Source organism: Streptomyces sp. NPDC007907, from assembly GCF_042959365.1.
Classification (GTDB): Bacteria; Actinomycetota; Actinomycetes; order Streptomycetales; family Streptomycetaceae; genus Streptomyces; species Streptomyces indiaensis.
The window spans coordinates 871,717-897,022 of sequence record NZ_JBIBKR010000002.1; the positions used below are offsets into that span (position 1 = coordinate 871,717).

Annotated in this window: 21 protein-coding genes and 1 pseudogene; 9 read left to right on the forward strand and 13 right to left on the reverse strand. The window is 70.1% G+C overall.

Going from position 1 to position 25,306, the window contains the following annotated elements; translation table 11 throughout:
- Positions 1–221: 221 nt before the first annotated feature.
- Positions 222–917 (reverse strand): thioredoxin domain-containing protein, encoded by a 696-nt coding sequence (locus tag ACFZDI_RS10100; protein ID WP_391249136.1) that lies wholly within the window; start codon positions 915–917, stop codon positions 222–224.
- Positions 918–1,207: 290 nt separating this feature from the next.
- Here ACFZDI_RS10100 and ACFZDI_RS10105 point away from each other — a divergent pair, with 290 nt between their 5' ends.
- Positions 1,208–2,692 carry an alpha/beta fold hydrolase gene (locus tag ACFZDI_RS10105; RefSeq protein WP_391249138.1) on the forward strand — a complete coding sequence of 495 codons (1,485 nt, stop codon included), beginning with the start codon at positions 1,208–1,210 and terminating at the stop codon, positions 2,690–2,692.
- Positions 2,693–2,718: 26 nt separating this feature from the next.
- Here ACFZDI_RS10105 and ACFZDI_RS10110 read toward each other — a convergent pair whose 3' ends face one another.
- Both ACFZDI_RS10110 and ACFZDI_RS10115 read right to left on the reverse strand, forming a co-directional pair.
- On the reverse strand, positions 2,719–3,177 hold the full coding sequence (locus tag ACFZDI_RS10110) for an SRPBCC family protein (protein WP_391249140.1): 459 nt from the start codon (positions 3,175–3,177) through the stop codon (positions 2,719–2,721).
- A 152-nt stretch (positions 3,178–3,329) separates the two neighbouring features.
- Complete coding sequence (locus tag ACFZDI_RS10115) at positions 3,330–4,838, reverse strand: cryptochrome/photolyase family protein (protein ID WP_391249142.1); 1,509 nt, start codon at positions 4,836–4,838, stop codon at positions 3,330–3,332.
- A 208-nt stretch (positions 4,839–5,046) separates the two neighbouring features.
- Here ACFZDI_RS10115 and ACFZDI_RS10120 point away from each other — a divergent pair, with 208 nt between their 5' ends.
- Positions 5,047–5,598 carry a SigE family RNA polymerase sigma factor gene (locus ACFZDI_RS10120; protein WP_391249144.1) on the forward strand — a complete coding sequence of 184 codons (552 nt, stop codon included), beginning with the start codon at positions 5,047–5,049 and terminating at the stop codon, positions 5,596–5,598.
- Positions 5,595–6,956: a PQQ-binding-like beta-propeller repeat protein gene (locus ACFZDI_RS10125; protein WP_234750114.1), complete on the forward strand. Its 1,362-nt coding sequence runs from the start codon at positions 5,595–5,597 to the stop codon at positions 6,954–6,956. The genes ACFZDI_RS10120 and ACFZDI_RS10125 overlap by 4 nt, the downstream gene beginning before the upstream one ends.
- A gap of 53 nt (positions 6,957–7,009) precedes the next feature.
- Here the strand turns inward: ACFZDI_RS10125 and ACFZDI_RS10130 are convergent, their stop codons facing one another.
- Together ACFZDI_RS10130 and ACFZDI_RS10135 are read right to left on the reverse strand one after the other, a co-directional pair.
- Entirely contained in the window at positions 7,010–7,519 is a 510-nt protein-coding gene (locus ACFZDI_RS10130) for a phospholipase A2 (RefSeq protein ID WP_391249146.1), read from the reverse strand.
- Between the two features lie 348 nt (positions 7,520–7,867).
- Positions 7,868–8,287 carry a hypothetical protein gene (locus tag ACFZDI_RS10135; RefSeq protein ID WP_361111422.1) on the reverse strand — a complete coding sequence of 140 codons (420 nt, stop codon included), beginning with the start codon at positions 8,285–8,287 and terminating at the stop codon, positions 7,868–7,870.
- Positions 8,288–9,139: 852 nt separating this feature from the next.
- Between ACFZDI_RS10135 and ACFZDI_RS10140 the strand changes: the two genes are divergently transcribed.
- Positions 9,140–9,343 carry a cold-shock protein gene (locus ACFZDI_RS10140; RefSeq protein WP_234750121.1) on the forward strand — a complete coding sequence of 68 codons (204 nt, stop codon included), beginning with the start codon at positions 9,140–9,142 and terminating at the stop codon, positions 9,341–9,343.
- 260 nt (positions 9,344–9,603) lie between these two features.
- Here ACFZDI_RS10140 and ACFZDI_RS10145 read toward each other — a convergent pair whose 3' ends face one another.
- From ACFZDI_RS10145 to ACFZDI_RS10160, 4 genes are all read right to left on the reverse strand, one after another.
- On the reverse strand, positions 9,604–11,916 hold the full coding sequence (locus tag ACFZDI_RS10145) for an FdhF/YdeP family oxidoreductase (RefSeq protein WP_391249149.1): 2,313 nt from the start codon (positions 11,914–11,916) through the stop codon (positions 9,604–9,606).
- 49 nt (positions 11,917–11,965) lie between these two features.
- Complete coding sequence (locus ACFZDI_RS10150; protein WP_391249151.1) at positions 11,966–12,574, reverse strand: SRPBCC family protein; 609 nt, start codon at positions 12,572–12,574, stop codon at positions 11,966–11,968.
- A 604-nt stretch (positions 12,575–13,178) separates the two neighbouring features.
- Complete coding sequence (locus tag ACFZDI_RS10155) at positions 13,179–14,501, reverse strand: aldehyde dehydrogenase family protein (protein ID WP_391249153.1); 1,323 nt, start codon at positions 14,499–14,501, stop codon at positions 13,179–13,181.
- A 230-nt stretch (positions 14,502–14,731) separates the two neighbouring features.
- Entirely contained in the window at positions 14,732–15,229 is a 498-nt protein-coding gene (locus tag ACFZDI_RS10160; RefSeq protein WP_391249155.1) for a peptidylprolyl isomerase, read from the reverse strand.
- 119 nt (positions 15,230–15,348) lie between these two features.
- On the opposite strand from ACFZDI_RS10160, the gene ACFZDI_RS10165 reads away from it, so the two are divergent.
- Positions 15,349–16,323, forward strand: a complete 975-nt coding sequence (locus tag ACFZDI_RS10165) for a GNAT family N-acetyltransferase (protein ID WP_391249157.1) — start codon at positions 15,349–15,351, stop codon at positions 16,321–16,323.
- Positions 16,324–16,365: 42 nt separating this feature from the next.
- Here ACFZDI_RS10165 and ACFZDI_RS10170 read toward each other — a convergent pair.
- From ACFZDI_RS10170 to ACFZDI_RS10180, 3 genes and pseudogenes are all read right to left on the reverse strand, one after another.
- Positions 16,366–16,683: pseudogene (locus tag ACFZDI_RS10170) on the reverse strand (response regulator transcription factor); the annotation flags it as partial.
- A gap of 272 nt (positions 16,684–16,955) precedes the next feature.
- Positions 16,956–17,141: a zinc ribbon domain-containing protein gene (locus ACFZDI_RS10175; protein WP_234750133.1), complete on the reverse strand. Its 186-nt coding sequence runs from the start codon at positions 17,139–17,141 to the stop codon at positions 16,956–16,958.
- A 190-nt stretch (positions 17,142–17,331) separates the two neighbouring features.
- The gene (locus ACFZDI_RS10180; RefSeq protein WP_234750248.1) at positions 17,332–18,378 is read right to left on the reverse strand and encodes a PP2C family protein-serine/threonine phosphatase; all 1,047 of its coding nucleotides are present in this window, start codon (positions 18,376–18,378) and stop codon (positions 17,332–17,334) included.
- Positions 18,379–18,652: 274 nt separating this feature from the next.
- Between ACFZDI_RS10180 and ACFZDI_RS10185 the strand changes: the two genes are divergently transcribed.
- From ACFZDI_RS10185 to yidD, 3 genes are all read left to right on the forward strand, one after another.
- Entirely contained in the window at positions 18,653–21,322 is a 2,670-nt protein-coding gene (locus ACFZDI_RS10185; RefSeq protein ID WP_234750134.1) for a SpoIIE family protein phosphatase/ATP-binding protein, read from the forward strand.
- Between the two features lie 273 nt (positions 21,323–21,595).
- Positions 21,596–23,359: an FAD-dependent oxidoreductase gene (locus ACFZDI_RS10190; RefSeq protein WP_391249160.1), complete on the forward strand. Its 1,764-nt coding sequence runs from the start codon at positions 21,596–21,598 to the stop codon at positions 23,357–23,359.
- Positions 23,360–23,428: 69 nt separating this feature from the next.
- Positions 23,429–23,866 (forward strand): membrane protein insertion efficiency factor YidD, encoded by a 438-nt coding sequence (gene yidD / locus ACFZDI_RS10195; RefSeq protein WP_391249162.1) that lies wholly within the window; start codon positions 23,429–23,431, stop codon positions 23,864–23,866.
- 104 nt (positions 23,867–23,970) lie between these two features.
- Here yidD and ACFZDI_RS10200 read toward each other — a convergent pair whose 3' ends face one another.
- On the reverse strand, positions 23,971–24,459 hold the full coding sequence (locus ACFZDI_RS10200) for a DUF6194 family protein (protein WP_391249540.1): 489 nt from the start codon (positions 24,457–24,459) through the stop codon (positions 23,971–23,973).
- Positions 24,460–24,491: 32 nt separating this feature from the next.
- Between ACFZDI_RS10200 and ACFZDI_RS10205 the strand changes: the two genes are divergently transcribed.
- Positions 24,492–25,283: a MerR family transcriptional regulator gene (locus tag ACFZDI_RS10205; RefSeq protein ID WP_391249542.1), complete on the forward strand. Its 792-nt coding sequence runs from the start codon at positions 24,492–24,494 to the stop codon at positions 25,281–25,283.
- Positions 25,284–25,306 lie beyond the last annotated feature (23 nt).

Genomic DNA, 25,306 nt, shown 5'->3' on the forward strand with positions numbered 1-25,306 from the left:
TCCGGAGACTGCTCACGTCCCGCGGCTTGAACGATGAGACGTCCTGCACGGACAGCCCCGCCCGGTCCAGGAACTCGGCAAGCGACGTCTGCCGAAACAGGCACCCTTGCCGAAGGAGCCCTGCACCGTCGACGAACGGTGGAGGGCCCACGCTCTGCGGCATGACGACGACGGCTACTCCAGGGACGGCGGTCACCTGTGAACGGCACGGCCTGCCGGGCTCAGAGCGTGGTGGACTCCCATTCCCAGGGGTTGGCGTGGATCTGGTCCAGGAGTTGGGCGAAGAGCGTGCCGTCCAGCAGGACGCCGTTGGTTTCCATCGGGATCCGCTTGTCGTTGATCACCGCGGTGGGCGTGCCGGGCCCCTCGGGCTCCGCCGCCCCTCCGGCCCGCTCGTAGGCCTTCTGCGAAGCGGCCACGAAGGCGCGGTACTTCATGGACTTCACGGCCGAGTCGAAGGCCCTGCTGCGCAGGCCCTCCACCTGGCCGGCCAGCTTCAGCAGGTAGGCGTCGGTGTAGCCGTCCTCGCTCTCTTCGGGCTGGTTGAGGTAGAGCACCTCGTGGTACTCCACGAACTTGCCCTCCTTCAGCGCCGCGCGCAGCGCGTTGACCGCCTTCTTCGAGCCGCTGCCGCCGACCCGGTCGTCGAGGAAGGAGGCCAGGGTGTACTGCACCGTCGCGTGACGGTCGATGACCGCCTTGCGCAACCGGGGCCCGCCGCCCGAGGTTTCGAACTGCCCGCAGTAGGGGCAGCGCGGGTCTTCGTACAGGTGCACCTTCACCTTCGTGTCGGGATCACCGACCGTGATGGTGGTGCCGTCCGCACCCAGCTTCTCCGGCAGATCCTCCACCCCCTCGAACGCGGGCTGCCGCTCCGACGGCACGTCCGCCCGCCCACAGCCTGCCAACGCCAGCACCGCGACAGCGCACCACACGACCCGACGACCCTTACGCACCATGCGTCATCCCCTCCCCAGAAGTAGGGCGACTCTAGATCATCAGTACGACATCCGCCCGGCCGGGCCGAGCACCCAAGTGAGCGTCTCCCGCGCGCCGATCGCCCCTGAGCCGTCCCCGACCTGTCCCGGAGAAGACCCTGACCGGAGCTCCACGGCGGCGACGGGGCATCTACCGTGACGACGGTGCGCCGGCCGGGTCCGCACGTACGACACGAGCACTCTCTCCACGAGCTCCACGAGGAGGAGCCATGCCGTCAAGGGGTACCAACACGCTGCGCCGTACGGCGGCGCGCTGCACAGCCACGGTCGTGGGAGCGGCCATGGCGGTCATCACGGGCCTCGCCACCGCTCCCGCGGTCCACGCGTCGCCGCCCGCCCCAGGAGACCTGCACTGGGCTCCGTGTGACGACTCGGCGCAGCCGGGAGCCGAGTGCGCCACTCTCAAGGTACCGGTCGACTGGGCCGACCCGGGCGGGCCGGGACTCGACCTGGCCGTGGCGCGCCGCAAGGCCACCGACCCCGGCGCACGCGTCGGCTCGCTGGTGTTCGGCCCCGGCGGACCGGGCGACTCGGGTGTGAGGATGGTGGTGGACCGTGTCAGCCGGTTCAGCCCTGAGGTCCGCCGCAGATTCGACATCGTCAGCTTCGACCCGCGCGGCGTGGGCGGCAGCAGCCCGGTGACGTGTTCCGCCGAGCTGCTCGCGCAGCGGCCGTCGCCGCAGCTCACGAGCCAGGCGGACTTCGACGCCACCCTGGCGTACAACAGGCGGCTGCGTGCCGACTGCCGGGCCCGTACCGGCCCGGTGTTCGACCACCTCGACACCGCTCAGACCGTTCGGGACGTCGACGCCCTGCGCGCCGCCCTCGGCGAACGGAAGCTGACCTTCCACGGCAGCTCGTACGGCACGGTCCTCGGGGCACAGTACGCCGAGACCCATCCGCGGCGCGTGCGGGCGATGGTTCTGGAGAGCGTCATGGACCACAGCGTCGCGGCCACCCGTGACTTCCTGCGGGCCGAGGCAGCTTCCGCTGAGGATTCCTTCCAGGAGTTCGTGAAGTGGTGCGACCGCACCGCTGACTGCGCACTGCACGGCCGCGACGTCCGCGCCGTCTGGCGAACCCTGCTGGACCGCGCGCTGCATGGCGAGTTGGAGGACCCGGCGAGGCCCGGCAGGCCGCTGTCGTCGCCGGATCTGGTCAACAAGATCGCGTTCCGGAAGTTCTACGAGGCCGACCACCCCGGCCTTGCCGCGGTGATCGCCAGGATGCACGCGAGCAAGCCGCTGCCCGCGGCGCCCACCTCATCGGCGCCGCTGCCTGCGGCCACCCCGGTCTTCTGCTCGGACTGGCACCTGCCGGTGCGCGACTTCACGACCTACGCGTCGCTGGTCGCCATGATGGACAGGACCGCGCCCGACCTGCCCACTCTGCTGCCGGTGCACATGGTGGCGGCGTGTCTGGGCGCGCCGACCGCCAACCCGCAGCACCGCCTGGAGGCACCCGGGGTCCCACCCGTCCTCGTCTCCAACGCGCTGCACGACCCCGCCACCGGCTACCCGTGGGCGGTCTCGGTGGCCCGGCAGCTCGGCCGCAGCGGCGTGCTCCTCACCTATGAGGGTCACGGCCACGGCAGCGTCACCAGCGGCCCGTGCATGCAGGACGCCGTGGACAGCTACCTCACCGACCTGACGGTCCCACCACGGGGCACCAGCTGCCCCGCCCAGCGGCCGTGACAGCCGGGCGCTGTGGCTCCCGACGCTCAGCGGGGCTGGATCGCCGCCTCGGCCGCCGCCTTGATCCGGGCCCCGAAGGCGGGAGCATCCTTGCGGGCGGCCGTGAGGGCCAGGCCGACGAGCAGCTTGCCGAGTCCACGGCCCTCCAGCACGTTGTGGAGACGGACCCGCGTCCTGCCGTCGGCCAGCGGCTCCAGGTCGTAGCCCCCCTCAGCCACCGACACGCTGTTCTTCGACACCTCGGTCCACCGGATCCGCGTCGGCGCCTCGAGTTCGGTGATGCGGAACTCCCTGGCCGTCTTCACCCCGGCGTCCTTGACCGTGCTGCGGAACACCGTGCCCACGGCCGTCGGCGTCTCGGGGACCCGGTCGATCCTCTGCACACGGGGACTGAACTGCGGATCGTTACGCCCGTCGGCGAGGTAGTCGAACACCGCCCCGACGGGCCGGTCGACCTCGGTGGTCACCTCGAACTGTCCTGACATGCGAGCTCCTCGGTCACTGGGTCCGCCCGGTCGTGAAGGGCCGGCAGCGCGCCCTGCCCTCACGGCAACGAGACCCTACGGGAGCACCGAGCGCCCCGCGAGGCGACCGACACGTCATCGCAGCGCACCGGGCCGCGACACGACGGTGACCGTCACGGCGTCTCCTCCGCTCGGTGCCGCTCCTCGCGCAGCACGTCGTCGAGGTCGCCGAGTCGGTCCAGGCCCTGCACCGGGCGCCGCATGCGGGGATTGCCGGACAGCCTGTCACGGTGCCGGTGGAGGAAGGCCCAGTATCCGGCGGTGTACGGGCAGGCGTGCGGACCGGTGCGGACGGTGGGCCGGAAGGCGCACCCCTCGCACAGGTCGCTCATGCGGTGGATGTAGGCGCCTCCGGAGGTGTACGGCTTGGTGGTCATCCGGCCGCCGTCCGCGTACTGGGACATACCGATCACGTTCGGCACCATCACCCAGTCGTACCCGTCGACGAAGCAGCGGTGGAACCAGTCGGTGACGGCCGCCGGGTCCCAGCCGCGCTGCAGGGCGTGGCTTCCCAGCACCATCAGGCGGGGGATGTGGTGCGTCCATCCGGTGTCACGCACCTGGGCGAGCGCGCCGGCCAGACAGCGGGCGGTGACGGCGTCCGCGTCGAGTTCGCTGAAGTAGGCGGGCAGCGCCCGTCTGTGCCCGAGTGCGTTGCCGTGCCGGTAGTCCTCACCGAAATGCCAGTACAGCTGCCAGACGTACTCCCGCCACCCCGCGACCTGCCGGACGAAGCCCTCGGCGCTGTTCACCGGGACACCGCCCGCCCGCCAGGCGCGCTCGGCATGCTCCACGCACTCGGCGGGGTGCAGCAGCCCCAGGTTCATCGAGGACGACAGCAGACTGTGGGCCATCACCGGGTCACCGGCCAGCATCGCGTCCTCGTACGGCCCGAAGGAGGACAGCCGGTGCGCCACGAAACGGCGCAGCGCCGACAGGGCCTCGCGCCGGGTGGCGGGGAAACGGCGGGGGCCGCCCCGGCCGACGAACCGCACCCCGTCCTCGCGCTCCCACCGGTCCAGGTCCTCGCGCACCCCGGCGTCGACGTCGTCCTCCCGCGGCCGGTACGGCCCCGGCACGTCCAGGGTGCGGGCGCCGCGCGGCGGAGGCTCGCGGTTGGCGTGGTCGTGGTTGAAACGGCCCCCGGCCGGGCGGCCGGCGTCCATCAGCAGGTCGTGCCGCTCACGCACCCAGTGGTAGAGGTTCTCCTGGAGCAGCCGTCGCCCGCCGAGTCCTCCGGCCCAGCCGGTGAACTCCTCGTGCGTGACCAGGAAGCCGCGGGCGGGCAGCACCCGCACCACGGGCAGGGAACGCACCAGCCGCAGCGCCGCGTACGAGGTGGGGTGGCACACCGTCACCGGTGTGTCGCCCACCGCGCGGCGCAGACCCTCGCGATAGGTCTCCGCCCGCACGTACGTCACCCGCTCACCCAGCTCCGCCGCCCGGTGCCGCATCGCCGACAGCACCAGATGGGCCTTGGCGCGGTGAAAGCGCCGGCGCCGGAAGACCGACTTCGCCTCGATCATCACCACGGGTGCTCCGCGGTCGGGGCCATGCTCACGGGCGGGGGTGAGGAAATGCGGGCCCAGCTGATCACCGAAGAGCCAGTGCGGGGTGGACATGGCGGCAGGCCTTCCGTCGGGGGTGCGCGTACGGACGGTGCGGAATTCGCCCGCCGGAGCGGTACCGGATGCGGTCGACCGCCGAGCTCCCCCGTTCGGGTGCCGGTCCGTCAGCGGCGCCCCGCCGGCGCGCACACACAATCTTCGACGAAGAGGGATAGCCGGGGGCTGTTCAGCACGTCGTGATGGTTCGAGAAGGGGAGGGTCGATGGAGGCCTCGAGTCATGACGAGTTCCGGGAGTTCGTGGAGATGCGCTCCACCGCGCTGCTGCGGGTCGCGGTACTGCTCACCGGTGGTGACCGGTACGCCGCGGAGGATCTGCTGCAGATCGCACTGATGAAGGCCTACGGGCGCTGGGCGCGCATCGAGCAGCACGAGGCCTACGTCCGGCAGGTGATGTACCGCCAGCAGGTGAACCGCTGGCGATTGCGAAGACACCACGCGGAGACGACGGTGCCCGTGCTGCCCGATGCCGCCGGGGACGCCGCGGCCGGGCCGGACTCCGACCTGCGGATCGCTCTGTGGGCGGCGCTCGGCCGTCTGTCGAACCGGCAGCGGGCCGTGGTCGTGTTGCGCTACTTCGAGGACCTGCCCGAGTCCGAGGTCGCGGCGCTGCTGGGATGCCCGGTCGGCACGGTCCGCAGCACGGCCCACCGCTCACTCGCCAAGCTCCGGAAGCTCGTACCGGAACTCGGCCCCGAACGGCCCACGGAACGGATCCAGTCGCTCGGCTACACGCCCAAGGAGGTTCAGCGATGACGACGGAACGCGTGGAGGACAAGGTCAGGGACACGCTGCACGCGGTCGCCCTGGACCGGGTGCGGGCGCCCGGGGACCTGGTGGAGAAGGTGGTGCGGCGGCGCAGCAGGCGGCGTTTCTCGCAGGCCGCGGGGACGGCGGTCGCGGTGGCCGCGATCAGCGTGGGCGCGGTGTTCGGCTTCGGCGACGGCGGTTCGGCACGCCATGAGCGCCCCGTGCGCCCGGCGGCCTCACCGGCGACACCGCCGCAGGGCTGGAAGCCGTGGCAGAGCAGCGCTGCGGGCGCCGGCGAGCGGGGATGTCTGGTGGACGGTTCCGCGCTGTACTGCAGCGGGTCCGCGTACGACGTCGCGAAGATCGACGCCAACACGGGCAAGCGGCTGTGGAGCGTCGAGGTCAATCGCGAAGGTGACGGCATCGACCACCCGTTCGCCGTGCGCGACGGCGTGGTCTACGCCTACCGCAATCACACGGCGCAGAATCAGTCGAACGGGGACTACTTCGGCGGCACCGACCTGATGGCGGTGAAGGCCGACACCGGCAAGGTGCTGTGGACGGTGCAGATGCCGCAGGACGACCGCACGGAGCAGGCCGCCATGCCCATAGACGGCGCGGTGCTGGCGAACACTCCGTCGGTGCGGACGATGTCGGCCCTCGACCCGTTGACCGGCAAGGAGAAGTGGCGCCACACCTGGGACAAGGGCATCGTGTGTCAGCGGGCCGTGCTGAGCGGCGTGCCCTACCTCCTGTGCGCGCGGGACGTCGAGAAGCCGGACGGCACCGACGTCATCCGTCTCGATCCCGCCACGGGCAGCGCCACGAAGGTCACGACCCTCCCTGGCATGCAGCAGCTCATCGGCACTTCGGGGGACCGCATGGTCCTGCTCGCGGCGCGCGACGAGGACCGGAAGGACCTGCAGCTGACCACCGTCAACGGCTCGGGAGAACATGCCTCACACCCCTACCGGGTCAAGGGGGCTCTGGCCGGATCCGATGTCGTCGGTGACCGCCTGATCACCGTCTCCCGGAAGGGCGAGGCCTCGGCCCACTCGCTGGCCACGGGCAAGGCCTTGTGGACCCGCCCGGTGGGCGTCAAGGTGCCCGGCCAGGACACCATGCAGAGCATCGCCTCCCCCGTGGTGTCGACCAGGCAGGGAGTCGTGTACTTCCTCGACCCGACCGGAAACCTGTCGGGACTCGACCTGCACACGGGCGCACAGGTCTGGCGCGACCACGTCGACACCGGCAGGACGAAGCCCGGCTTCGCGGGCTCGCCCCAGCTCCTGCTCTACGGGGACGCCCTCGTCGCCCGGAACGGCAGCACGCTGGTGTCCCTCCTGCCGCCCACCGGCAACTGACCCGGGGCTCCGGGCCGGGGACGCGCCTCCCCGGCCCGGAGCCACCGCCACCGTCAGGCGTCGGCGGGCTCGGCCCTAGCCGGCGCCTTCGCCGCGCCGCCGTCGACCGACGGCGCGCCGAAGACTCTGACCGCTTGGTAGTACGTCCATGCCGTGCTGTTGCACGCGGTCCTGCTGGCGCCGGAGTACGCGCCGCAGACGCGCTTGAGGTCCTCGTAGAACGCCGAGTCGAGACGGTCCTTGTTTGCGGAGAACGTGCCGGCCGCCTCGTAGTTCCGATATCCGAAGTCGTGGCGGGCGCAGGCGTTCTGGAAGGGGAAGCCGAACGGGTTGTCGGGCGAGGTGGTGCAGTAGTCCGTGGACCAGTCGAATCCGTACGAGGCCCATGCGCCCTGATTCTGGCGGGCAGCGGCCCAGGCGTTGTAGCTGGAAGCACTGGTCTGCGTCCAGGAGCTGAGCACCTGGGGCTTGTCCGCCGGAGCCGCCGAGGCGGACGCGGCGGGAACCAGGACGAGGGGGAGTGAAGCCATGGCACCTGCGAGGAGAAGCGAGGCGTGACGCATCCGGGTGTCCTCCATACACATCGATGTGCTCGCCGTGGATCTCACGGGAGGATCAAGCTGGGCTCCACCCCGCGGCAGGGACAGCCGGGAACAGGGCAGGCCGGATGGCGGATTGACGCCGGTGAGCGCCGGGCAGATGCGCGGCCTCTGTCGGTCGTCCTCCGAAAGGTCGTTCAGGTTGGTGAGCCGGCGGTAGCCGAGGGGGGATGCTGCGATGCAGACGAAGGCCAGGAAATGCTCGGCTTTGCGTTCACAGGGGAGGTGCGGGCCCCACACCGGACTGGCCAGTCAAATCCCGCCCAGAAAAGGGTCGTTGGCGCCGGGCGCACCCACTCGTGCCGGCCGTTGTCAGGCGTCGAACAGGCCCAGCGACACGTTCTTCACGCCCGTGATGCCCTGCGGGCCCTGGGACCAGTCCGACGGGTCGTAGTCGAAGGTCACGTAAGCGCCACCCGCATGACCGCAGGCCACGGGCGCGAAACTCCAGTCGTCCCCGGCGGCGGTCTGCCAGGTCATGTACCAGGCCACGCACTCCCCATCCACCCAGCCGCCGGGCTTCAGGTCCTCGACCCATCCGGTCACGCGCGCCCGGCCGTTCTCGATGCAGATGCTGATCTCGCCACGGCCGAAGGTCTTCGTCGCACTGTCGGTGACGCAGGTGGGCGCGGCGGTCCCGGCGGACGCGGCAGAGGCCGTCGGCGCCACCGCGAGACACGCCGCCACTGCCGGGAGCGCCGCTAACGCCTTCACACGAGTCGATCGCTTCATGGTCGCTTTCCTTCCTGAACGTCTGGACAAAAGTCGAGTCATGCGCACGTCGGCGGTTTTCAGGAACTGTTCCGAATGGGCAGAGCCGGACGACCACCTTCGTAGTCACGGGCATCAACCGGGCGGAGCCAGCGCAGCGTAGCCCGCGGCCGGATTGCCGACCAACAACTGTTCAACTGCTTCCCTCAGAACCCGGCCACGGCTCCACAGCCACACTGGCGCTGCCCTGACGGTTCGTTGCGGACCACGTTTGGGATCTTGAGAGCACGAGAAGCCCATGGCAGGCTCCTGCCGCATGATCGATGACGATGACCGAGCCGCCATGACTGTGGCAGACCAGGTGGTGGCCCTGGCTCGTTCGTTCGAGTTCGACGAGAAGCGCCAGCAGTTCCACGGAGGCGGACAACTGCGCCGATTGCGTGTTCGCACCGATCCAGTGAAAGAGCCTGCCGTCACGCGGGAGCGTCACCCCCGCCGGAAAGCGGTCTCCCAGCCAGCTCCACGTGTCGCTGTTGCGCTGCCACCAGCGGTGCCCCGCATCATTGCCGTCCGAGTCACCGGCGAAGGTGCGAGGCCCACGCCTCGCAGGTGCGCCGTCACCCCTCGCTCGGGCGACGGGCACCTGGCTGACTTGGCTCCATGGATGAGCCGGGAACGTTCCCGCGCCCACGTGATCGCCGTGGTGACCGGCACGGTGCCGACCACGCGGCGTACGGCACACCCCCACGATCGGAGGAAAGGTCGGATGATCGGCGGCTGAGGGGGTAGAACGGTACCCGGGTGTCGTCCACGTTCCGGACGGCACCTCATGGACCAGCCGGGACCTCTCGGCGATATCGAAGGACAAGCAGCATGGCCAGCGGCACCGTTAAGTGGTTCAACGCCGAAAAGGGCTTCGGATTCATCGCCCAGGACGGCGGCGGCCCCGACGTCTTCGCCCACTACTCCAACATCTCCGGCAACGGCTACCGGGAACTGATCGAGGGCGAACCGGTCACCTTCGACGTGACGCAGGGGCAGAAGGGCCCCCAGGCCGAGAACATCGTGCGCGGCTGACGAAGGACGATGCGTACCGCCCCGCGTGAGCCGCTGTTCACGGCGGCGGCACCTCTGCGGGGCGGAGCGGCTCGATAGCCCGTTGGGCCCATGAGCCGGAGGCGCAGGTCCACATCCTGCGTCCCCGCCACGCGAAACGAGGGGCCCGGCTTTGCCGGGCCCCTCGTCACGGCAGAAGCACCGTTCGTCGGCGAAGGGCGAAGAACAAAGGGCAACGGGCGACGCACATCGTTCGACGCCCCGACGGAATCGTGCCGCTGTCAGGCGGTCACAGGCCGCGCTCGGTCGCTCGTGGGTTCGAGGCGTACGACGATGCCCTTGGACGTGGGCTGGTTGCTGATGTCGGCGACGCTGTCCAGCGGCACCAGGACGTTCGTCTCCGGGTAGTAGGCGGCGGCCGACCCCTTGGCGGCGGGGTAGGACACCACCTCGAAGTTCTCGGCCCGGCGCTCGGAGCCGTCCGCCCACACACTCACCAGGTCTACGTGATCGCCCTGGGCGAGGCCGAGTTCGGTCAGATCGGCGGGATTGACGAGCACGACATGGCGGCTGCCGTGGATGCCGCGATAGCGGTCGTTGTTGCTGTAGGGGACGGTGTTCCACTGGTCGTGCGAGCGCAGCGTCTGCAGCAGCAGATGCCCCTCCGGCGCCCGGGGGACCACGCGTTCGTTGCGGGTGAACAGGGCCTTGCCGACCTTGTTGTTGAAGACGCCCTCGTTGACCGGGTTGGGCAGTTGGAAGCCCCCGGGGCGGGTCACCCGTGCGTTGAAGTCGTGGAAGCCCGGCACGACGCGGGAGATGCGGTCGCGGATGGTGCCGTAGTCACCCTCGAACGTGCTCCAGGGGATGTCCGGCTTGCCGCCCAGGGTGCGGCGGGCGAGCCGACACAGGATGGCGACCTCGCTGAGCAGCAGCGGGGATGCCGGTTCGAGTCGGCCCTGGGAGGTGTGCACCTCGCTCATGGAGTTCTCGACGGTGACGAACTGCTCACCGTCGGCCTGGACGTCACGCTCGGTGCGCCCCAGCGTCGGCAGGATCAGCGCGGTGTCACCGCAGACGGTGTGCGAGCGGTTCAGCTTGGTGGAGATGTGGGCGGTCAGCCGGCATGAGCGCAGCGCCTCCTCGGTCACCTCGCTGTCGGGAGCGGCACGGACGAAGTTGCCGGCCAGGGCGAGGAAGACCTTGACGCGGCCCTCGCGCATCGCTTTGATCGAGTTCACCGAGTCCAGGCCGTGCGGGCGCGGCGGGTCGAAACCGAACTCCTTCTGCACGGCGTCGAGGAAGGTGTCCGGCATCTGCTCCCAGATGCCCATGGTGCGGTCGCCCTGGACGTTGCTGTGGCCGCGCACCGGGCAGGCGCCGGTGCCGGCACGTCCCAGATTGCCGCGCAGCATCAGGAAGTTCACGATCTCGCGGATGGTGGGCACGCCGTGCTTGTGCTGAGTGATGCCCATCGCCCAGCAGACGATGACGCGTTCGCTGGTCAGGACCTCGTCGCGGACCTTCTCGATCTCCTCGCGGGTCAGTCCGGTCGCCGTGTGGACGTCCTCCCAGTCCAGGGTGCGGGCGTGCCGGGCGAACTCCTCGAAGCCGGTCGTGTGGGCGTCGATGAAGTCGTGGTCCAGGACGGTGCCGGGCCGGGCGTCCTCGGCCTCCAGCAGCAGCCGGTTGAGGGCCTGGAACAGGGCGAGGTCGCCGCCGGGCTTGATGTGCAGGAAGCGGTCGGCGATCTGCGTGCCGCGTCCCACGACCCCGCGCGGCTTCTGCGGGTTCTTGAAGCGCCGCAGCCCGGCCTCCGGTAGCGGGTTGACCGCCACGATGCGGCCGCCGTTGCGTTTGGCCTCCTCCAGGGCGGAGAGCTGACGCGGGTGGTTGGTGCCCGGGTTCTGCCCGACCAGGAAGATCAGGTCGGCGTGGTGGAGGTCGTCGAGGCTGACGGTCCCCTTGCCGGTGCCCAGGGTCTCGCTCAGGGCGAAGCCGCTGGACTCGTGGCACATGTTGCTGCAGTCGGGCAGATTGTTGGTGCCGAAGGCGCGGGCGAAGAGCTGCAGGACGAAGGCGGCCTCGTTGCTGGCGCGTCCGGAGGTGTAGAAGACGGCTTCGTCGGGGGAGGCCAACGCCTTCAACTCCTGCGCGAGGACGCCCAGGGCGTCGTTCCAGCGGATGGGCTCGTAGTGCTCGGAGCCGGGCCGCTTGATCATCGGCTCGGTGAGTCGGCCCTGCTGGTTGAGCCACATGTCGGAGCGTCCGGCGAGGTCGGCAACGCTGTGCTCACGGAAGAAGTCGGCGGTGATCCGGCGCGTGGTGGCCTCGTCGTTGATGTGCTTGGCGCCGTTCTCGCAGTACTCGTTGCGATGGCGCCGGCCCGGGGCCGGGTCCGCCCACGCGCAGCCGGGGCAGTCGATGCCACCCACCTGGTTCATGGTCAGCAGGTCCACCCCGGTCTTGCGCGGGGAGGTCTGCTCCAGGGAGTACTCCAGCGCGTGCACGACGGCGGGAACACCGGCCGCCCACTTCTTCGGCGGCGTCACGGAGAGGGTGGTCTCCGGCTCCTCGCCGGGCGGGTTCTGCATCGATTCGCCTTTCTCTTGCCGTATCCGGCGGGCGGTGTTCGGTGGCCCGTCAGCCGACGGGCCACTGGGCCACGCGGCTCCTGGGCGGTTCCGGATGGTCGTGCTGCACACGGCCGTTGCGGATGGTGCCCCGCCAGGCCCCGCCCTCCTGCCCCAGTCCCTCGATGAACTGTTTGAAGTTCACCAGTTCGGCGTTCACCAGCCGGGCGGCCCCGGTGGAGCGCGTGAGCAGCCTCGCCGCTCCCCGTGGCTCCAGCAGCATCCGGACCGTGATCGCGGTGCCGCCGGACTCCGTCGGCATGAACTCGACTTCCCCTTGGTGGGAAGGGTTCTGCTCCAGACCGCGCCAGGCCAGGTAGGCGTCCGGGTCCTGCTCCACGATCTCGACCGGGAAGCGGTGCCGCAGGGGCCCGTAGCCGATCGACCAGACGGTGACCGTGGGCCTGACCTGCTCGACGCCGCGCACCACGGTCGAGAAGCGCGGGAAGGTCTTGAACTGCGTCCACTGGTTGTACGCCGTCCGCACCGGCACGGCGACCTCGACCGTCTCCTCGACGTGCCGCTCCCGCAAAGGACGGCGGCGCGTGCCGCCGTCGCCGTCGGCGCGCCTCCCCCGTGGGTTCGGTACGGCCTGCCGGCTGTCGTCTTCGTGCGCCATCGTGGTCTCTTCTCCGGTGAAGGGGCCGGCGCCCGGGCATCCGGCCCGCCTCGTGTGCCAGGGCTGCTCTTCCGGTTCCCACATCGACCACTTCGAGTCCCCCCCATGTCTCCGGCCACCCGCATGTCACCTGCGGGCGGCGCCCTCCGGCCGTCACAAGGACGCGCGTCGAAGGACCCAGTAGCCGGATGCGCAGGCCGCGAGCATGACCATGGCGAGGCGCTGCCGCCGGGGGACCCGCCCCAGTGCCTGCGCCAGGGCCATGCTCTGCTCGTCCGGCCCGACTACCTCGGTGGGTCGGCCGGCAGACAGACCTGTCCGACCAGGCGTTTGCCGCAGGACACGCAGAACTCCGATTGTTCCTCGTCGGTCAACGGCGAATCTCCCCGAGCTGTGCTGTCATCTTTCGTACGCACAGCTGGGGCGGCGCGCGTCGTTGCCACTGCGTCGGCTGGTGGCACGTCCGCGGAGATGAAAGAGGCCCGCGCGCCACTCCTCGGCGCGCGGGCAACCGCCTTCACTCACTACACGGGGGCGGGGCTACGATCTCTCAGCGTCTAGCGGTTGGTGATGTGAGGCCGCGTCGGAGCCTGGGCCGTGGGCGTCAGTGCAGCGGCTTGTCGAGTACCGCCTTGCGGTGACTGAAGGTCTCGATGGAGTAGCGGCCGTGGTAGTTGCCCATGCCGCTCTCTCCCACCCCGCCGAACGGCAGGTCGGAGACGGTGAGATGGGCGAGCGGCAGGCCGTAACCCAGGCCGCCCGAGGAGGTCTCGTCGGCGAACCGGCGCCGCGTCTCGTCGGAGTCGGTGAAGACGTACAGGGCGAGCGGCTTGTCCCGGTCGTTGACGAAGCCGATCGCCTCGCCGATGCCGGGGACGGTGACGATCGGGAGGATGGGGCCGAAGATCTCCTCGCGCATGACGGGTGCGTCGGGGGCGACGTCCGCGAGGACGGTGGGTGCGATGTACCTCGTGGAACGGTCGCTCGTGCCGCCCACCACGGTGCGACCGGAGTCGAGCAGGCCGGTGAGCCGGTCGAAGTGCCGTTCGTTGATGATCCGGCCGTACTCGCCGGACGCGGCCGGGTCGCTGCCGTACAGCGCCTTCACGGCGTTCGCCAACAGCGGCTCCAGAGCCGCCGCGGTCTCCGGATCGGTCAGGACGTAGTCCGGGGCCACGCAGGTCTGTCCGGCGTTGAGGAACTTGCCGCGGGCCAACCGGTCTGCGACGACGGCCAGGTCGGCGTCGCGGTCCACGAAGGCCGGTGATTTGCCGCCCAGTTCGAGGGTGACCGGGGTGAGGTGCTCGGCGGCCGCGCGCATCACGATCCGGCCGACCGTGCCGTTGCCGGTGTAGAAGATGTGGTCGAAGCGTTCCGCCAGCAGGGCCGTGGTCTCGGGAACCCCGCCCTGCACCACGGCGACCGCGTCGGTGTCGAGGTACGCCGGCAGCAGCCGGGCCAGCACCGCGGAGGTGGCGGGGGCCAGCTCGCTGGGCTTGGCGACCACCGCGTTGCCGGCGGCCAGGGCACCGACCACGGGAGCGAGCAGCAGCTGCGCCGGGTAGTTCCAGGGCGCGATGACGAGGACGACACCCAGGGGGTCGTACTGCGTCCAGACCGTCACGTCGGTGCCGAGGTGAGCCGGGGACGGAGCGGGCTCCGGCCGCAGCCAGCCGGCGAGGTGATCGAGGGTGTGGTCGATCTCGCGTACGGTGAAGTCGATCTCGGTGCGGAAGGCCTCCGTGGCGCTCTTGCCCAGGTCGGCATGGAGGGCGGCGGCCAGGTCCGTGCCGTTCTCGGTGAGCATGTCGCGCAGTCGGCGCAACTGGGCCACGCGCCACTCGGCGGGCTTGGTCCGACCGGTGCGGAAGGTCGCGCGCAGGCGGGCGACGACGTCGGCGGGCTGCTCAGGGACGGAGTGATTCACGAGTACCTCACAGGCTGACAGTCAGATGTATATGCCAACCATTTGCCCGCTCGTCTGCATTCCATCGTTTGGGCGCCGCATCCGTGCCGTGTGTCACAGCGGGGCGGTCGGTGACTGTCGGCTGTGCGTCCGTTACGTGCCGTAGGACGCTGTCGGCATTCTGCCCGTGCGGCACCGGTCGGGCGGGGTGGGTGTCGGGAACCGTCGGGTCCCGACACCCTGCGCTGAGGTCAGAGAGCGCCGCCGTCGGCGATGGTGATGGTGGCCGAGGTGCGGCCGGACCGGGAGCCGTAGCTCTCGATCCTCCGGACGACTTCCATGCTGCTCTCGTCGGCGACCTCACCGAACACGACGTGCTTGCCGTCGAGCCACGGCGTCGCGATCGTGGTGATGAAGAACTGCGAGCCGTTGGTGTTCGGCCCGGCGTTGGCCATGGAGAGCTGGCCCGGCTTGGTGTGCCTGAGCGTGAAGTTCTCGTCGGCGAACTTCTCGCCGTAGATGCTCTTGCCGCCCGTGCCGTCGCCGCGGGTGAAGTCGCCGCCCTGGAGCATGAACTCCGGGATGACGCGGTGGAAGGACGAGCCCTTGTAGCCGAAGCCCTTCTCGCCGGTCGCCAGTGCGCGGAAGTTCTCCACGGTCTTGGGGGCGACGTCGTCGAACAGGTCCAGGTTGATCCGGCCGGCGGGGACGTCGTCGATGGTGATGTCGAAAAATACCTTGATAGTCATGTGCCCATCTTGACACTTGACGCTCTCCGGCCCCGCCGGGGACCCCCGCCGACCCCGTCGCTTCGCCCGCGGCGCGCGTCCGTGGTGCGATGGAACCGGGGGCGGAAAGGAGAGCGATCATGTCCGCAGCGAAGCGAACTGGTGTCGCCGCCTCGGTGTCGGTCCGCCCGCTGAGCGAGCCGGATCTGGACAGGGCGGACGCGATCTTCAGGGTCGCCTTCGGGACCTTTCTCGGAGCCCCTGAGCCGGAGACGTTCTTCGGGACCGTCGACTACGTCCGCACCCGCTGGGCGGCAGATCCGCACGCCGCATTCGCGGCGACCGTCGAGGGCGAGGTCGTCGGGTCGAACTTCGCCGCCGACTGGGGCAGCGTAGGGTTCTTCGGCCCGCTGACCATACGTCCGGATCTGTGGGACCAGGGCATCGGCAGGCGCCTCATGGAACCGGTCCTGGCCTGCTTCGACACCTGGGAGAACCGCCACCGCGGCCTGTTCACCTTCTCGCACAGCCCCAAGCACCTCGAGTTCTACCGCCGGTACGGTTTCTGGCCCCGATTCCTCACAGCCGTCATGAAGAAGCAGGTCGCCGCAGGCACGCCAGTGAGCGGCCGCAGGCTCTACGGCGAGCTGACCGCCGCCGAGCGGCGCGAGGCACTGAGCCTCGGTCGCGCACTGACGGGGGCCGTGTACGAGGGCCTGAGCCTGGACAGGGAGATCGAGGCGACACAGGCGCAGGGCCTCGGTGACACCCTCCTCCTCGAGGGCGCCGACTCCGGCCTCGACTCTCTGGCCGTCTGCCACTGCGGAGCGGGGTCGGAGGCCGGTGAGGACGTGTGCTTCGTCAAGTTCGGCGCCGTACGGCCTGGCCCGGGCGCCGCGGACCGGTTCGAGCGACTGCTGGACGCGTGTGAGCAGTTGGCCACCGAGAAGGGGCTGGGGCAGCTGGACGCCGGAGTGAACCTGGCCCGCCAGGACGCCTACCGGCGTATGGTCGACCGCGGGTTCCGTACCCAACTGCAAGGCGTGACCATGCACAAGCCCAACGAACCCGGTTACAGCCACCCGGACGCCTACGTGATCGACGACTGGCGCTGAGGGGCTCCGCGTTGAACGACAGCACGTTGAGAAGGTGACCAGCTAACTCTGCTGTCCGAACACCTCCCGCCACCCACCGGGCACCAGGCCCGATTCGTACGCCACCACCACCGCCTCGGCCCTGCTGTCCAAGTCCGGCTTGGCCACGGTGCGGTCGAGGTAGGTCTTGACGGTGGCCTCGCTCATGTAGAGGTGATCGGCGATCTTCACGTTGGACAGCCCGCGTGCGATCAGTCCCAGGGCCTCCGGCTCGCGGGAGGTCAACGCGTACAGGTCCGCAGGCTGTTCGCCGGCGCTCTGGCGTGCGTACGCCTCGACGAGGCGGCGGGTGACGCCGGGCGCGAAGAGCGCGTGACGGCCGTACGCCGTGGGCCTCGATCGCGGGACCAGGTCAGGACTCCACCGCACTGCCGGTGCCGGGCATCGCGTCCTGCATCCTGCTTGCCGCGCGCATCGAGACACAGGTGTGGCTGCGCGGACTGGCGATCGTGGCCATCGGCGCCGTGCTCGGCGCGGTCACCGCGCCCTGCGGCGGCACAGAACAGCCGGCAGGGACGGTGACGCGCCTGCCGGCTGAACGGGTGCGGTGCCGCTCCGAGCCCTCGCGGGGCGGCTCACCTGCCTCAGTTGCTTCAGTCGCCCGCAGAGCGCCCCTCGAAGTCCCGCCGCACAGCTGCACCTTCGTCTTCGACCAGTCCGCCCCCGGAGGGGAGGTCCAGCACCGCGCCGCAGCGGCTGCACAGCTTCCCGTCCTCGGCCGGCGTGCCGCACGCCTTGCAGAACCGATTGCCCTGCTCGTTCTCAATCCCCTGCGTCATGACTCTCCGAAAGCAGCTTGGAAGTGTTGGGTTCACAGCGGGGTACCCATGGCGCCGGAGTCGATTCCGTGATCGACTGGCCGGCCGGCCGACCGGCCGCGCTGCGGCGGCCATGCCCTCCCGAGCGGTGAACCGGGCAGGGCGGCGAGGATGCCCGTCCGGCGGGTGTGCCGGCTGCCGACCCGACCTTTCAGCCCCCGACGACTCCCCGATCCAGCGCGGTGCTGCGTCTCAGTGCGAGAGCCGCGATGTCGTCCTCGAGCCGTCCGCCGCTGTGCCGGAGCAGATCCCGGTGCAGATGGTCCAGCAGCTCGCGGGGGTGTTCGGGGTCCTGCCGCCGCATCCAGTCCGGCAGCGGGAAGAAGCGGCCCGTGTGGTCCCGGGTCTCCGATACGCCGTCCGTGTAGAGCAGCAGCTGCTCACCCGGGGCGAAGGCGACGACGTCGACCCAGTAGCGGTCACCGATCAGCCCTGCGAGGTTGAGGGGTGGGGAGGGGAGGGAGGGCTCCAGGACCCGGACCTCCCCGCAGCACGCGATCAGCGGTGGGGGATGTCCGCAGTTCAGAAGCCGAATCCGGCCGCCGCCGTGCGGGATCTCGGCGAGGAGAGCGGTGGCGAAGTGCTCGGGCTGGTCGGCCACGGGGAAGGCGGCACTGTGACGTATGACGGTGGTCTCCAGGCGGTGGACGATGCCCTGCAGGTCGGGCTCGTCGTAGGCGGCCTCCCGGAAGCAGCTGATCACCGCCGACGCCGCCCCGACGGCGGACAGGCCCTTGCCCCGCACGTCACCGATGAGCAGCCGGACCCCGTACGGCGTACCGATCGCTTCGTAGAAGTCGCCGCCGATCCGGGCCTGCTCCTGGGCCGCCAGGTACAGCGACTCGATCTCGACGCCCGCGATGTGGCGTGGCAGCGGGCGAAGCAGCACTTTCTGGGCCGCGTCCGCGACGAGCCTGACCTGGAACAGCGTCTCCTCCCGCTGAAGTCGGACATGGCTGCCGTACGCGGCCGCCAGGGTGACCGCGATGATCGCGGCCGATGTGTACGGCGTCCCCAGGTCGGTGTGGAAGAGGCTGAGGACGATCATGAGCACGAGGCAGAACGCCCCCAGCAGCATGGTGGGGATCACGGGCCACATCGCGGCCGCGAGGGCGGGCGCGGCGGGCAGGAGGCGGCTGAACGCGATCTCCCTGGGGGTGGAGAACGCCAGGGCGGCGATGAGAACGGTCAGGACCAGGGGCGCCAATCGGGCAGCTTCCCATCGGCCGCTGTAGGCGGGGCGATGGCGCCACTGCCGTGCAGACGTGATCACAAAAGCATCTTATCGGTCTAATCGGACACGCGGGGTGGAAGGATCATGCGCGCACGAGAATGTGCTGCGAGTGGCCGGTTTTCGAGGGGGTGAGGCCCCCATGCAGCGCGGTCGTGCAGCCGCACGGACACCCGGGGTCGACCGAACGAGGGGTCGGCGCGCCCTGGCCACTTGGGATCACCGGTGTTAGAAAGGTCGCATGGCGAGTCCTTTCGCCCGTTTTCGACACCTGTCGGTCAAGCGTCTGATCAGTAAGAGCACGCGGACTGTAGCCGGGCAGGTGTTGGTTTTCCAGGTGGCTCTGGTCGTGCTGCTCGTTGCCTGCGGCGTCTTCGCTCTGATCCTGCAGTCGGAGCGGGACAGCAGTGCCGAGGCCAGGCGCCGCTCCACGGCCGTGGCGCAGACCTTCGCGCACTCGCCGGGCGTCCTGGCAGCCCTGCGGACCCCGGACCCCACCAAGATCCTTCAACCGCTCACCGAGGCGGCCCGCCGAGCCGCCGACGTCGACTTCATCGTGGTCATGAGCACCACGGGCATCCGCTACACCCACCCCCTGCCGGACCGGATCGGAAAGCAGTTCGTGGGCGAGATCGGGCCGTCGCTGGAAGGGAAGGTCTATGTGGAGAGCGTCGACGGCCCGCTCGGCCGTGAGGTGCAGTCCACGGTCCCGATCAAGAACGCCGACGATGACGTGGTGGCCCTGGTCTCGGCCGGGATGAAGGTCAAGAACGTCCAAAGCCAGTTGAACCGGCAACTACCGATCATCCTGGGCGCGGGCGCCGGAGCCCTCGCGCTGTCGGCCGGCGCGACGGCGCTGGTGGGCAGACGACTGCGCCGGCAGACGCACAGCCTCGCCCCGGACGAGATGGCCCTGATGTACGAGCACCACGACACCGTGCTCCACTCCGTCAGGGAAGGGGTGCTCATCGTGGCCGCGGACGGGCGGCTGATGCTGGCGAACGACGAGGCCAGACGACTGCTGGAGCTGCCCCCGGACATCGAGGGGCGGCTCGTCCAGGACCTGCCCGGCCTCGACCCCGAGACCAAGGCGCTGCTCGCCTCCGGCCGCGAGGTGACCGACGAGGTGCACCTCGCGGGAGACCGGTTGATCGCGGTCAACCAGCGGCCCACGAGCCGCGAGGGGGGACCCAGGGAAACGGTGGTGACCCTGCGCGACTCCACCGAGCTGCAGGCGGTGACGGGCACGGCGGAGGTGGCCCGGGAGCGGCTCCGGCTGCTGTACGACGCCGGACTCCACATCGGTACCAGCCTCGACGTCCTGCGCACCGCCGACGAACTGGCTCGCGTCCCCATCCCTCGCTTCGCTGACTTCGTCACCGTGGACCTGGCCGACGCCGTCCTGCACGGCGAGGAGCCGGCCTCCAACGGCACGGACATGCGGCGCGCGGCCGTGTCCGGCATCGTGGACGACCATCCGCTCATCGAACAGGGCCGGCTCTTCGACTACGTTCCGGCCACGCCGCAGGCGCGCGGCTACGGCAGCGGCCGCGCCCAGCTGGTGAGCGACCTGCCGGCTGCCACCGGCTGGCGCATGCAGGACCCGGAGCGGGCCAAGGCGGTCATCGACTACGGCATCCGTTCCCTCATCTCCGCGCCGATCCAGGCCCGTGGCGTCGTGCTGGGCATGGCCACCTTCTGGCGCACGGAGCAGCACGAGTGCTTCAACGAGGAGGACGTGTCGGTGGCGGAGGAACTGGTGGCCCGCGCCGCGATCAGCATCGACAACGCCCGCCGCTACACCCGCGAGCACGCCCTCGCGGTCACCCTCCAGCGCAGCCTGCTGCCGCAGGCCATGCCCGAGCAGAGCGCCCTCGACATCGCCTACCGCTACCTCCCCGCCCAGTCGGGCGTCGGTGGGGACTGGTTCGACGTGATCCCCATGCCGGGCAGCCGGGTCGCCCTGGCCGTCGGCGACGTGGTCGGCCACGGCCTCCACGCCGCCGCCACGATGGGACGCCTGCGTACGGCGGTGCACAACTTCTCCTCCCTCGACCTGCCCCCCGACGAGCTGCTGAGCCATCTGGACGACCTGGTCGGAAGCATCGACCAGAGCGAGACGGCGGAGAGCGCGGCGGGCGTCGTGGGCGCCACCTGCCTGTACGGGATCTACGACCCCGTGACGCGCCGCTACGTCATGGCGCGGGCGGGGCACCTGGCGCCCGCGCTGGTCCGGCCCGACGGGACCGTCACCTTCCCGGACGTGCCCGCCGGTCCTCCGCTGGGCCTCGGCGGCATGCCGTTCCAGACCGCGGAACTGTGCCTCCCTGAGGGCACTCAGCTCGTCCTGTACACCGACGGCCTCATCGAGGACCGCAGGCGCGACCTGGACGTGGGGATGGAGCTGCTGCGCGAGGCGCTCGCCGGCAACCCCGGCCGGTCTCCCGAGCAGACCTGCCAGGACGTCCTGGACAGCGTGCTTCCCGGCCGCCCCAAGGACGACGTCGCCCTGCTCGTCGCCCGCACGCGGCAACTGCCGCGCGACCGGATCGCCGACTGGGAGGTACCACAGGACCCCGCCGCCGTATCGGGCATGCGCGACGCCGTGTCCCGAAAGCTCGAAGTATGGGGCCTGTCGGAGATCGGCTTCACCATGGAGCTCATCCTGAGCGAGCTCATCACCAACGCCATCCGCTACGGCAGTGGGCCGATCCACGTGCGGCTGATCCGCGACCGCACGCTGATCTGCGAGGTGGCCGACGGCAGCAGCACCTCACCCCACCTGCGCTACGCCGCGACGACCGACGAGGGCGGCCGGGGCCTGTTCCTGGTCTCGCAGATGGCTGAGCGCTGGGGCACCCGGTACACCCCGCAGGGCAAGGTGATCTGGGCCGAACAGGCGCTGCCCTAGTTCCGCTGCCGGGGATGCCGCTGCGGGCGTTCACGCCCTGCGTGCCGTCAGTGGCCGCCGGGGGCCGGTCGACGCCGGCCGCAGCGGTGCACCGTGGACCGGTCGGTGAGCCGGAGGGCCACGCAGACGCATCCTCCTCGCCCCTGGGGCAGGTGTGCGCCGTGACCGCCCCAAGTCCTACGCCATCAAGCCAAGTTGCGTCGGCCGCCTTCCGGGATGGTTGCCTCGCCCCTATCCTCGTGCGGCCGGTGTTACCAACGGTAAGGGGTGGCGATGAGTGGCACCACGCGCAGAGGGTTCCTGAGCACTGCCGCGGCCGCCGGGGGCGGGTTGGCCCTCGGAACCCCGGACGGGGCTTCGGCCGAGGACGCCTCCGCACCGCAGACAGTGGCGGTCCTGGGCGGCGGCGTCGCCGGGCTCACCGCCGCCCACGAACTCGCCGAGCGCGGCTTCCGGGTCACGGTCTACGAACGCAAGGCACTCGGCGGCAAGGCCCGCAGCATGGACGTACCGGACAGTGCCGCGGGCGGCCGGCGCCCCCTGCCGGGCGAGCACGGCTTCCGCTTCATCCCCGGCATCTACCACAACCTGCCCGACACGATGCGGCGGATCCCGTTCCCCGGCAACCCGGGCGGCGTCCACGACAACCTCCTCGCCCCGAAGGAGATGCTGTTCGCCCGGTCGGGCGGCCGTGAGGACATCCGGATTCCGCTGCCGTGGCCCGACCACACCCCGGCCGAACTCACCCCCGACGAAATCCGCCGTGCCTTCACCGCCGTTCTGGACACGGCGTTCAACCTCCCCCTGCACGAGGCCCTCTACTTCGCCAACCGCATGCTGGTTTTCCTCACCAGCTGCGACCAGCGCCGCGACACGGTGTGGGAGCGGACACCCTGGTGGGACTTCGTGCGGGCCGGACGGATGTCCTACGACTACCAGCGGGTCCTCGCAGTCGGCATCACCCGCAACATCGTGGCCACCAAGGCGGAGGAGGCCAGCACGCGTACGGTCGGCACCCTGCTGGAGGCCTTCGCCTTCAACGCCCTCGGGCGGGGCGCGGACGGACCACTGGACCGGATCCTCAACGCACCCACCAACGAGGCATGGATCGACCCCTGGGTGACCTACCTGACGTCACTCGGGGTCGAGTTCCGTGTCGGCTGGACGGTACGGGACCTGACCCTGGACGCGGGTGCGATCGCCGGAGCCGTCGTGGAGGACCCCTCAGGTGTGCGCCGGACGGTCACCGCCGACCACTACATCTCGGCGATGCCCGTCGAGCATGCGCGCCGCACATGGAACTCCGCCGTCCGTGCAGCCGACCCCCAGCTTGCCGAGTGCGACCGCCTGGAGACGGACTGGATGACGGGCATTCAGTTCTACCTGACCGAACGCACACCGATCCTGCACGGCCACCTCGACCTCATCGACTCCCCGTGGTCGCTGACCGCGATCGCCCAGGCCCAGCACTGGCCCGGCCGCGACTTCCCGGCCGACTACGGCGACGGTACGGTCGCGGACTGCCTGTCCGTGGACGTCTCCGAGTGGGACCGCCCCGGCATCCTGTACGGCAAGACCGCCAAGCAGTGCACCCGCACCGAAGTCGCACGCGAGGTGTGGGCACAGCTGAAGGCGTCGCTCAACGACAGCGGCCGTACGGTCCTCAAGGACTCCGTGCTGCACTCCTGGTTCCTCGACCCCGCTGTCGACGGCCTCGGCACGCCGGATCCCGTCAACGACGAACAACTGCTCATCCACCCGGTGGGCACCTTCCACCACCGTCCACGATCGGCCACGAAGATCCCCAACCTCTTCCTGGCCGGCGACTACGTGGCCGTACCCATCGACCTCGCCACCATGGAGGGCGCCAACACCTCGGCCCGGCAGGCCGTCAACGTCCTGCTGGACCGATGCGGATCCACCGCACGACGCTGCACCGTGACCCCCCTGTACCGAGCCCCCGAACTGGAGCCTCTCAGACGCCACGACCGCACCCGCTACCTCCTCGGACTGCCGAATGCCTTCGACATCGGCTGAAGGCCCCGCGCGTCTTCGTCCCGCTCCTTCGTATGATCGTTCCGCATTGCGAAGAAACGGGGGTGGGCAGTGGCGCGGAACGGCCGGCGCGGCAGGAAGAGGAACGAGGACGGCGAGGAGGAGGGCTGCTGCGCGGGCACCCTCGACACGCTGACGCACCCCTGTTGCTGCGGCGGCGCGTGGTCACAGGCGGCGGCCCTCTGGCTGACGCTGCTGCGCCCCTCGCTCGGTGCCGGTCACGGCGCAGACCCGGCCGCGCCCCCGCCGCGCGGCCGGCTGGCCGCCGCGATGTACCGGTCCGTATGGCACTACCGCGTCGCTGTCAGCCCCACCCGGCCGCCGTGCTGCCCGTACACCCCGAGCTGCTCCACGTACGCCGTACAGGCACTCCACCACCACGGCGCCCTCCGCGGCGGCCGGATGATCGTGACACGCCTGCTGCGCTGCCGCCCCGGCGCGGCCCGGCACCGTGGCTACGAGGACCCGGTGCCGCCGGGTCAGCACTGACGGCCTCGTGTCGCACCGGTGGCCGGCCGTGAGGCGAAGCCGTCAGGCAGACGGGCGCACGAGTGGACCCCACGGTGTGTGACGCCTGTGGTGTGCGTGCTGCATCAGGCCGGTCCTTGTTGTCTTGGGTGTCGTTGTCTTGGGTGTCGTCGTGCGAATCGTGCACGAGCGGTCTCGTGTGCGCTGTGCAGTAGCCGCACGACCGTGTCGGTCGTCCCTTCAGCGGGGTTGACGACACAGATCCAGCCGAGTGCGCCATACACGGGGTGCGGCATCACGGTGTCGGTGGCTGTGTAGTCAGGAGGGCGGCTGATGGCGCGTGGGTCCTCTCCGATGAGCTCTTGGAACGTCACACGGCCGACGTGAATGTTCACGCGCCAGCGGCCTGGAGGGTCGAGCTCGCAGGCGGTGTCGTCCGGATGGTTCTTGGTGATGATCGTGCCGTAGGGCTGGGTGTTCTCGGGCATCCGGCCGTCGGGGGCGTAGTAGAAGAACGCGTCACCCCAGGCGAGTTCGGGGAAGTCGCCTCCCGGCCCCGGGACGAGCACGAACGCGCCGTCGAGGTCTCGCACGGTCGCGATGATCTGTTCCATACTCATGGTTCAAGCATGACCTTCAAGTGCTTATGTGGGGTTGGCCGGTGGACGGGACCACGAGCGGTTCTCTACGGGCACCGCTGAGAACAGTCGATGTCGCCAGAGCGTCGGGGTACTCGGTGCAGCAAGTCCGTGACCTGGAGCGGCTGGGAGTCATTCCACCGGCGGCACGATCCGGCAACGGATACCGCTCATACACGCGGGTTCACGTGCACGCTCTTCGCGCTTACCGCGGACTTGCCGGCGCTGTGGGGCCGGTAGCAGCCCGGCAGATGCTCGCGGAACTGCGGACGGAGACGATCGCCACGGCAGCCGGGACGATCAGTGCGGTGCATGTTCGGCTTGCGCGGGAACGGGAGGAGGCTTTGCGCGCTCAACAAGCGTTGCGGGTGATCCAGGGTGAGACGAACACACCCGAGACCGAGCAGGAGAGCGATGCGATGACGATCACGCAACTGGCTGCAGCGCTCGACGTTCGCCCCTCAACCCTGCGTTTCTGGGAACAGGAGGGGCTTGTCCTACCCCAGCGAGTGACGTCTCTGAGGGCACGTCGCTACGGCACTTCGGCGATCAGAGCGGCCCGGATCGTCGCCGCCCTCCGCAGCAGCGGCTACGGCATCCCCCAAGTGCGCGCCATCTTGGACTCCTTGGCCCGTTTCGACGGCCTGGGTGAGACGCAACGCATACTGCAGCAGCGCCTCGATCAGATCGCCATGCGGACGGTGGCGCTGCTCAGGGCGGGCACGGACTTGGCAGCCGTCGTCACGGGCGATCGGCAGCCCGCCGAATGCGCAACCGACTTGGACGGTCTCGCGCGCTGACGGGGCATCACGGCTCGGACTCC

Excerpts from the sequence above, each read along its gene's own strand:
- ACFZDI_RS10105 (WP_391249138.1), top strand. The coding sequence starts at position 1,208 with ATGCCGTCAAGGGGTACCAACACGCTGCGCCGTACGGCGGCGCGCTGC.
- ACFZDI_RS10110 (WP_391249140.1), bottom strand. The coding sequence starts at position 3,177 with ATGTCAGGACAGTTCGAGGTGACCACCGAGGTCGACCGGCCCGTCGGG.
- ACFZDI_RS10115 (WP_391249142.1), bottom strand. The coding sequence starts at position 4,838 with ATGTCCACCCCGCACTGGCTCTTCGGTGATCAGCTGGGCCCGCATTTC.
- ACFZDI_RS10120 (WP_391249144.1), top strand. The coding sequence starts at position 5,047 with ATGGAGGCCTCGAGTCATGACGAGTTCCGGGAGTTCGTGGAGATGCGC.
- ACFZDI_RS10125 (WP_234750114.1), top strand. The coding sequence starts at position 5,595 with ATGACGACGGAACGCGTGGAGGACAAGGTCAGGGACACGCTGCACGCG.
- ACFZDI_RS10130 (WP_391249146.1), bottom strand. The coding sequence starts at position 7,519 with ATGCGTCACGCCTCGCTTCTCCTCGCAGGTGCCATGGCTTCACTCCCC.
- ACFZDI_RS10135 (WP_361111422.1), bottom strand. The coding sequence starts at position 8,287 with ATGAAGCGATCGACTCGTGTGAAGGCGTTAGCGGCGCTCCCGGCAGTG.
- ACFZDI_RS10140 (WP_234750121.1), top strand. The coding sequence starts at position 9,140 with ATGGCCAGCGGCACCGTTAAGTGGTTCAACGCCGAAAAGGGCTTCGGA.
- ACFZDI_RS10145 (WP_391249149.1), bottom strand. The coding sequence starts at position 11,916 with ATGCAGAACCCGCCCGGCGAGGAGCCGGAGACCACCCTCTCCGTGACG.
- ACFZDI_RS10150 (WP_391249151.1), bottom strand. The coding sequence starts at position 12,574 with ATGGCGCACGAAGACGACAGCCGGCAGGCCGTACCGAACCCACGGGGG.
- ACFZDI_RS10160 (WP_391249155.1), bottom strand. The coding sequence starts at position 15,229 with ATGACTATCAAGGTATTTTTCGACATCACCATCGACGACGTCCCCGCC.
- ACFZDI_RS10165 (WP_391249157.1), top strand. The coding sequence starts at position 15,349 with ATGTCCGCAGCGAAGCGAACTGGTGTCGCCGCCTCGGTGTCGGTCCGC.
- ACFZDI_RS10175 (WP_234750133.1), bottom strand. The coding sequence starts at position 17,141 with ATGACGCAGGGGATTGAGAACGAGCAGGGCAATCGGTTCTGCAAGGCG.
- ACFZDI_RS10185 (WP_234750134.1), top strand. The coding sequence starts at position 18,653 with ATGGCGAGTCCTTTCGCCCGTTTTCGACACCTGTCGGTCAAGCGTCTG.
- ACFZDI_RS10190 (WP_391249160.1), top strand. The coding sequence starts at position 21,596 with ATGAGTGGCACCACGCGCAGAGGGTTCCTGAGCACTGCCGCGGCCGCC.
- ACFZDI_RS10200 (WP_391249540.1), bottom strand. The coding sequence starts at position 24,459 with ATGGAACAGATCATCGCGACCGTGCGAGACCTCGACGGCGCGTTCGTG.
- ACFZDI_RS10205 (WP_391249542.1), top strand. The coding sequence starts at position 24,492 with ATGTGGGGTTGGCCGGTGGACGGGACCACGAGCGGTTCTCTACGGGCA.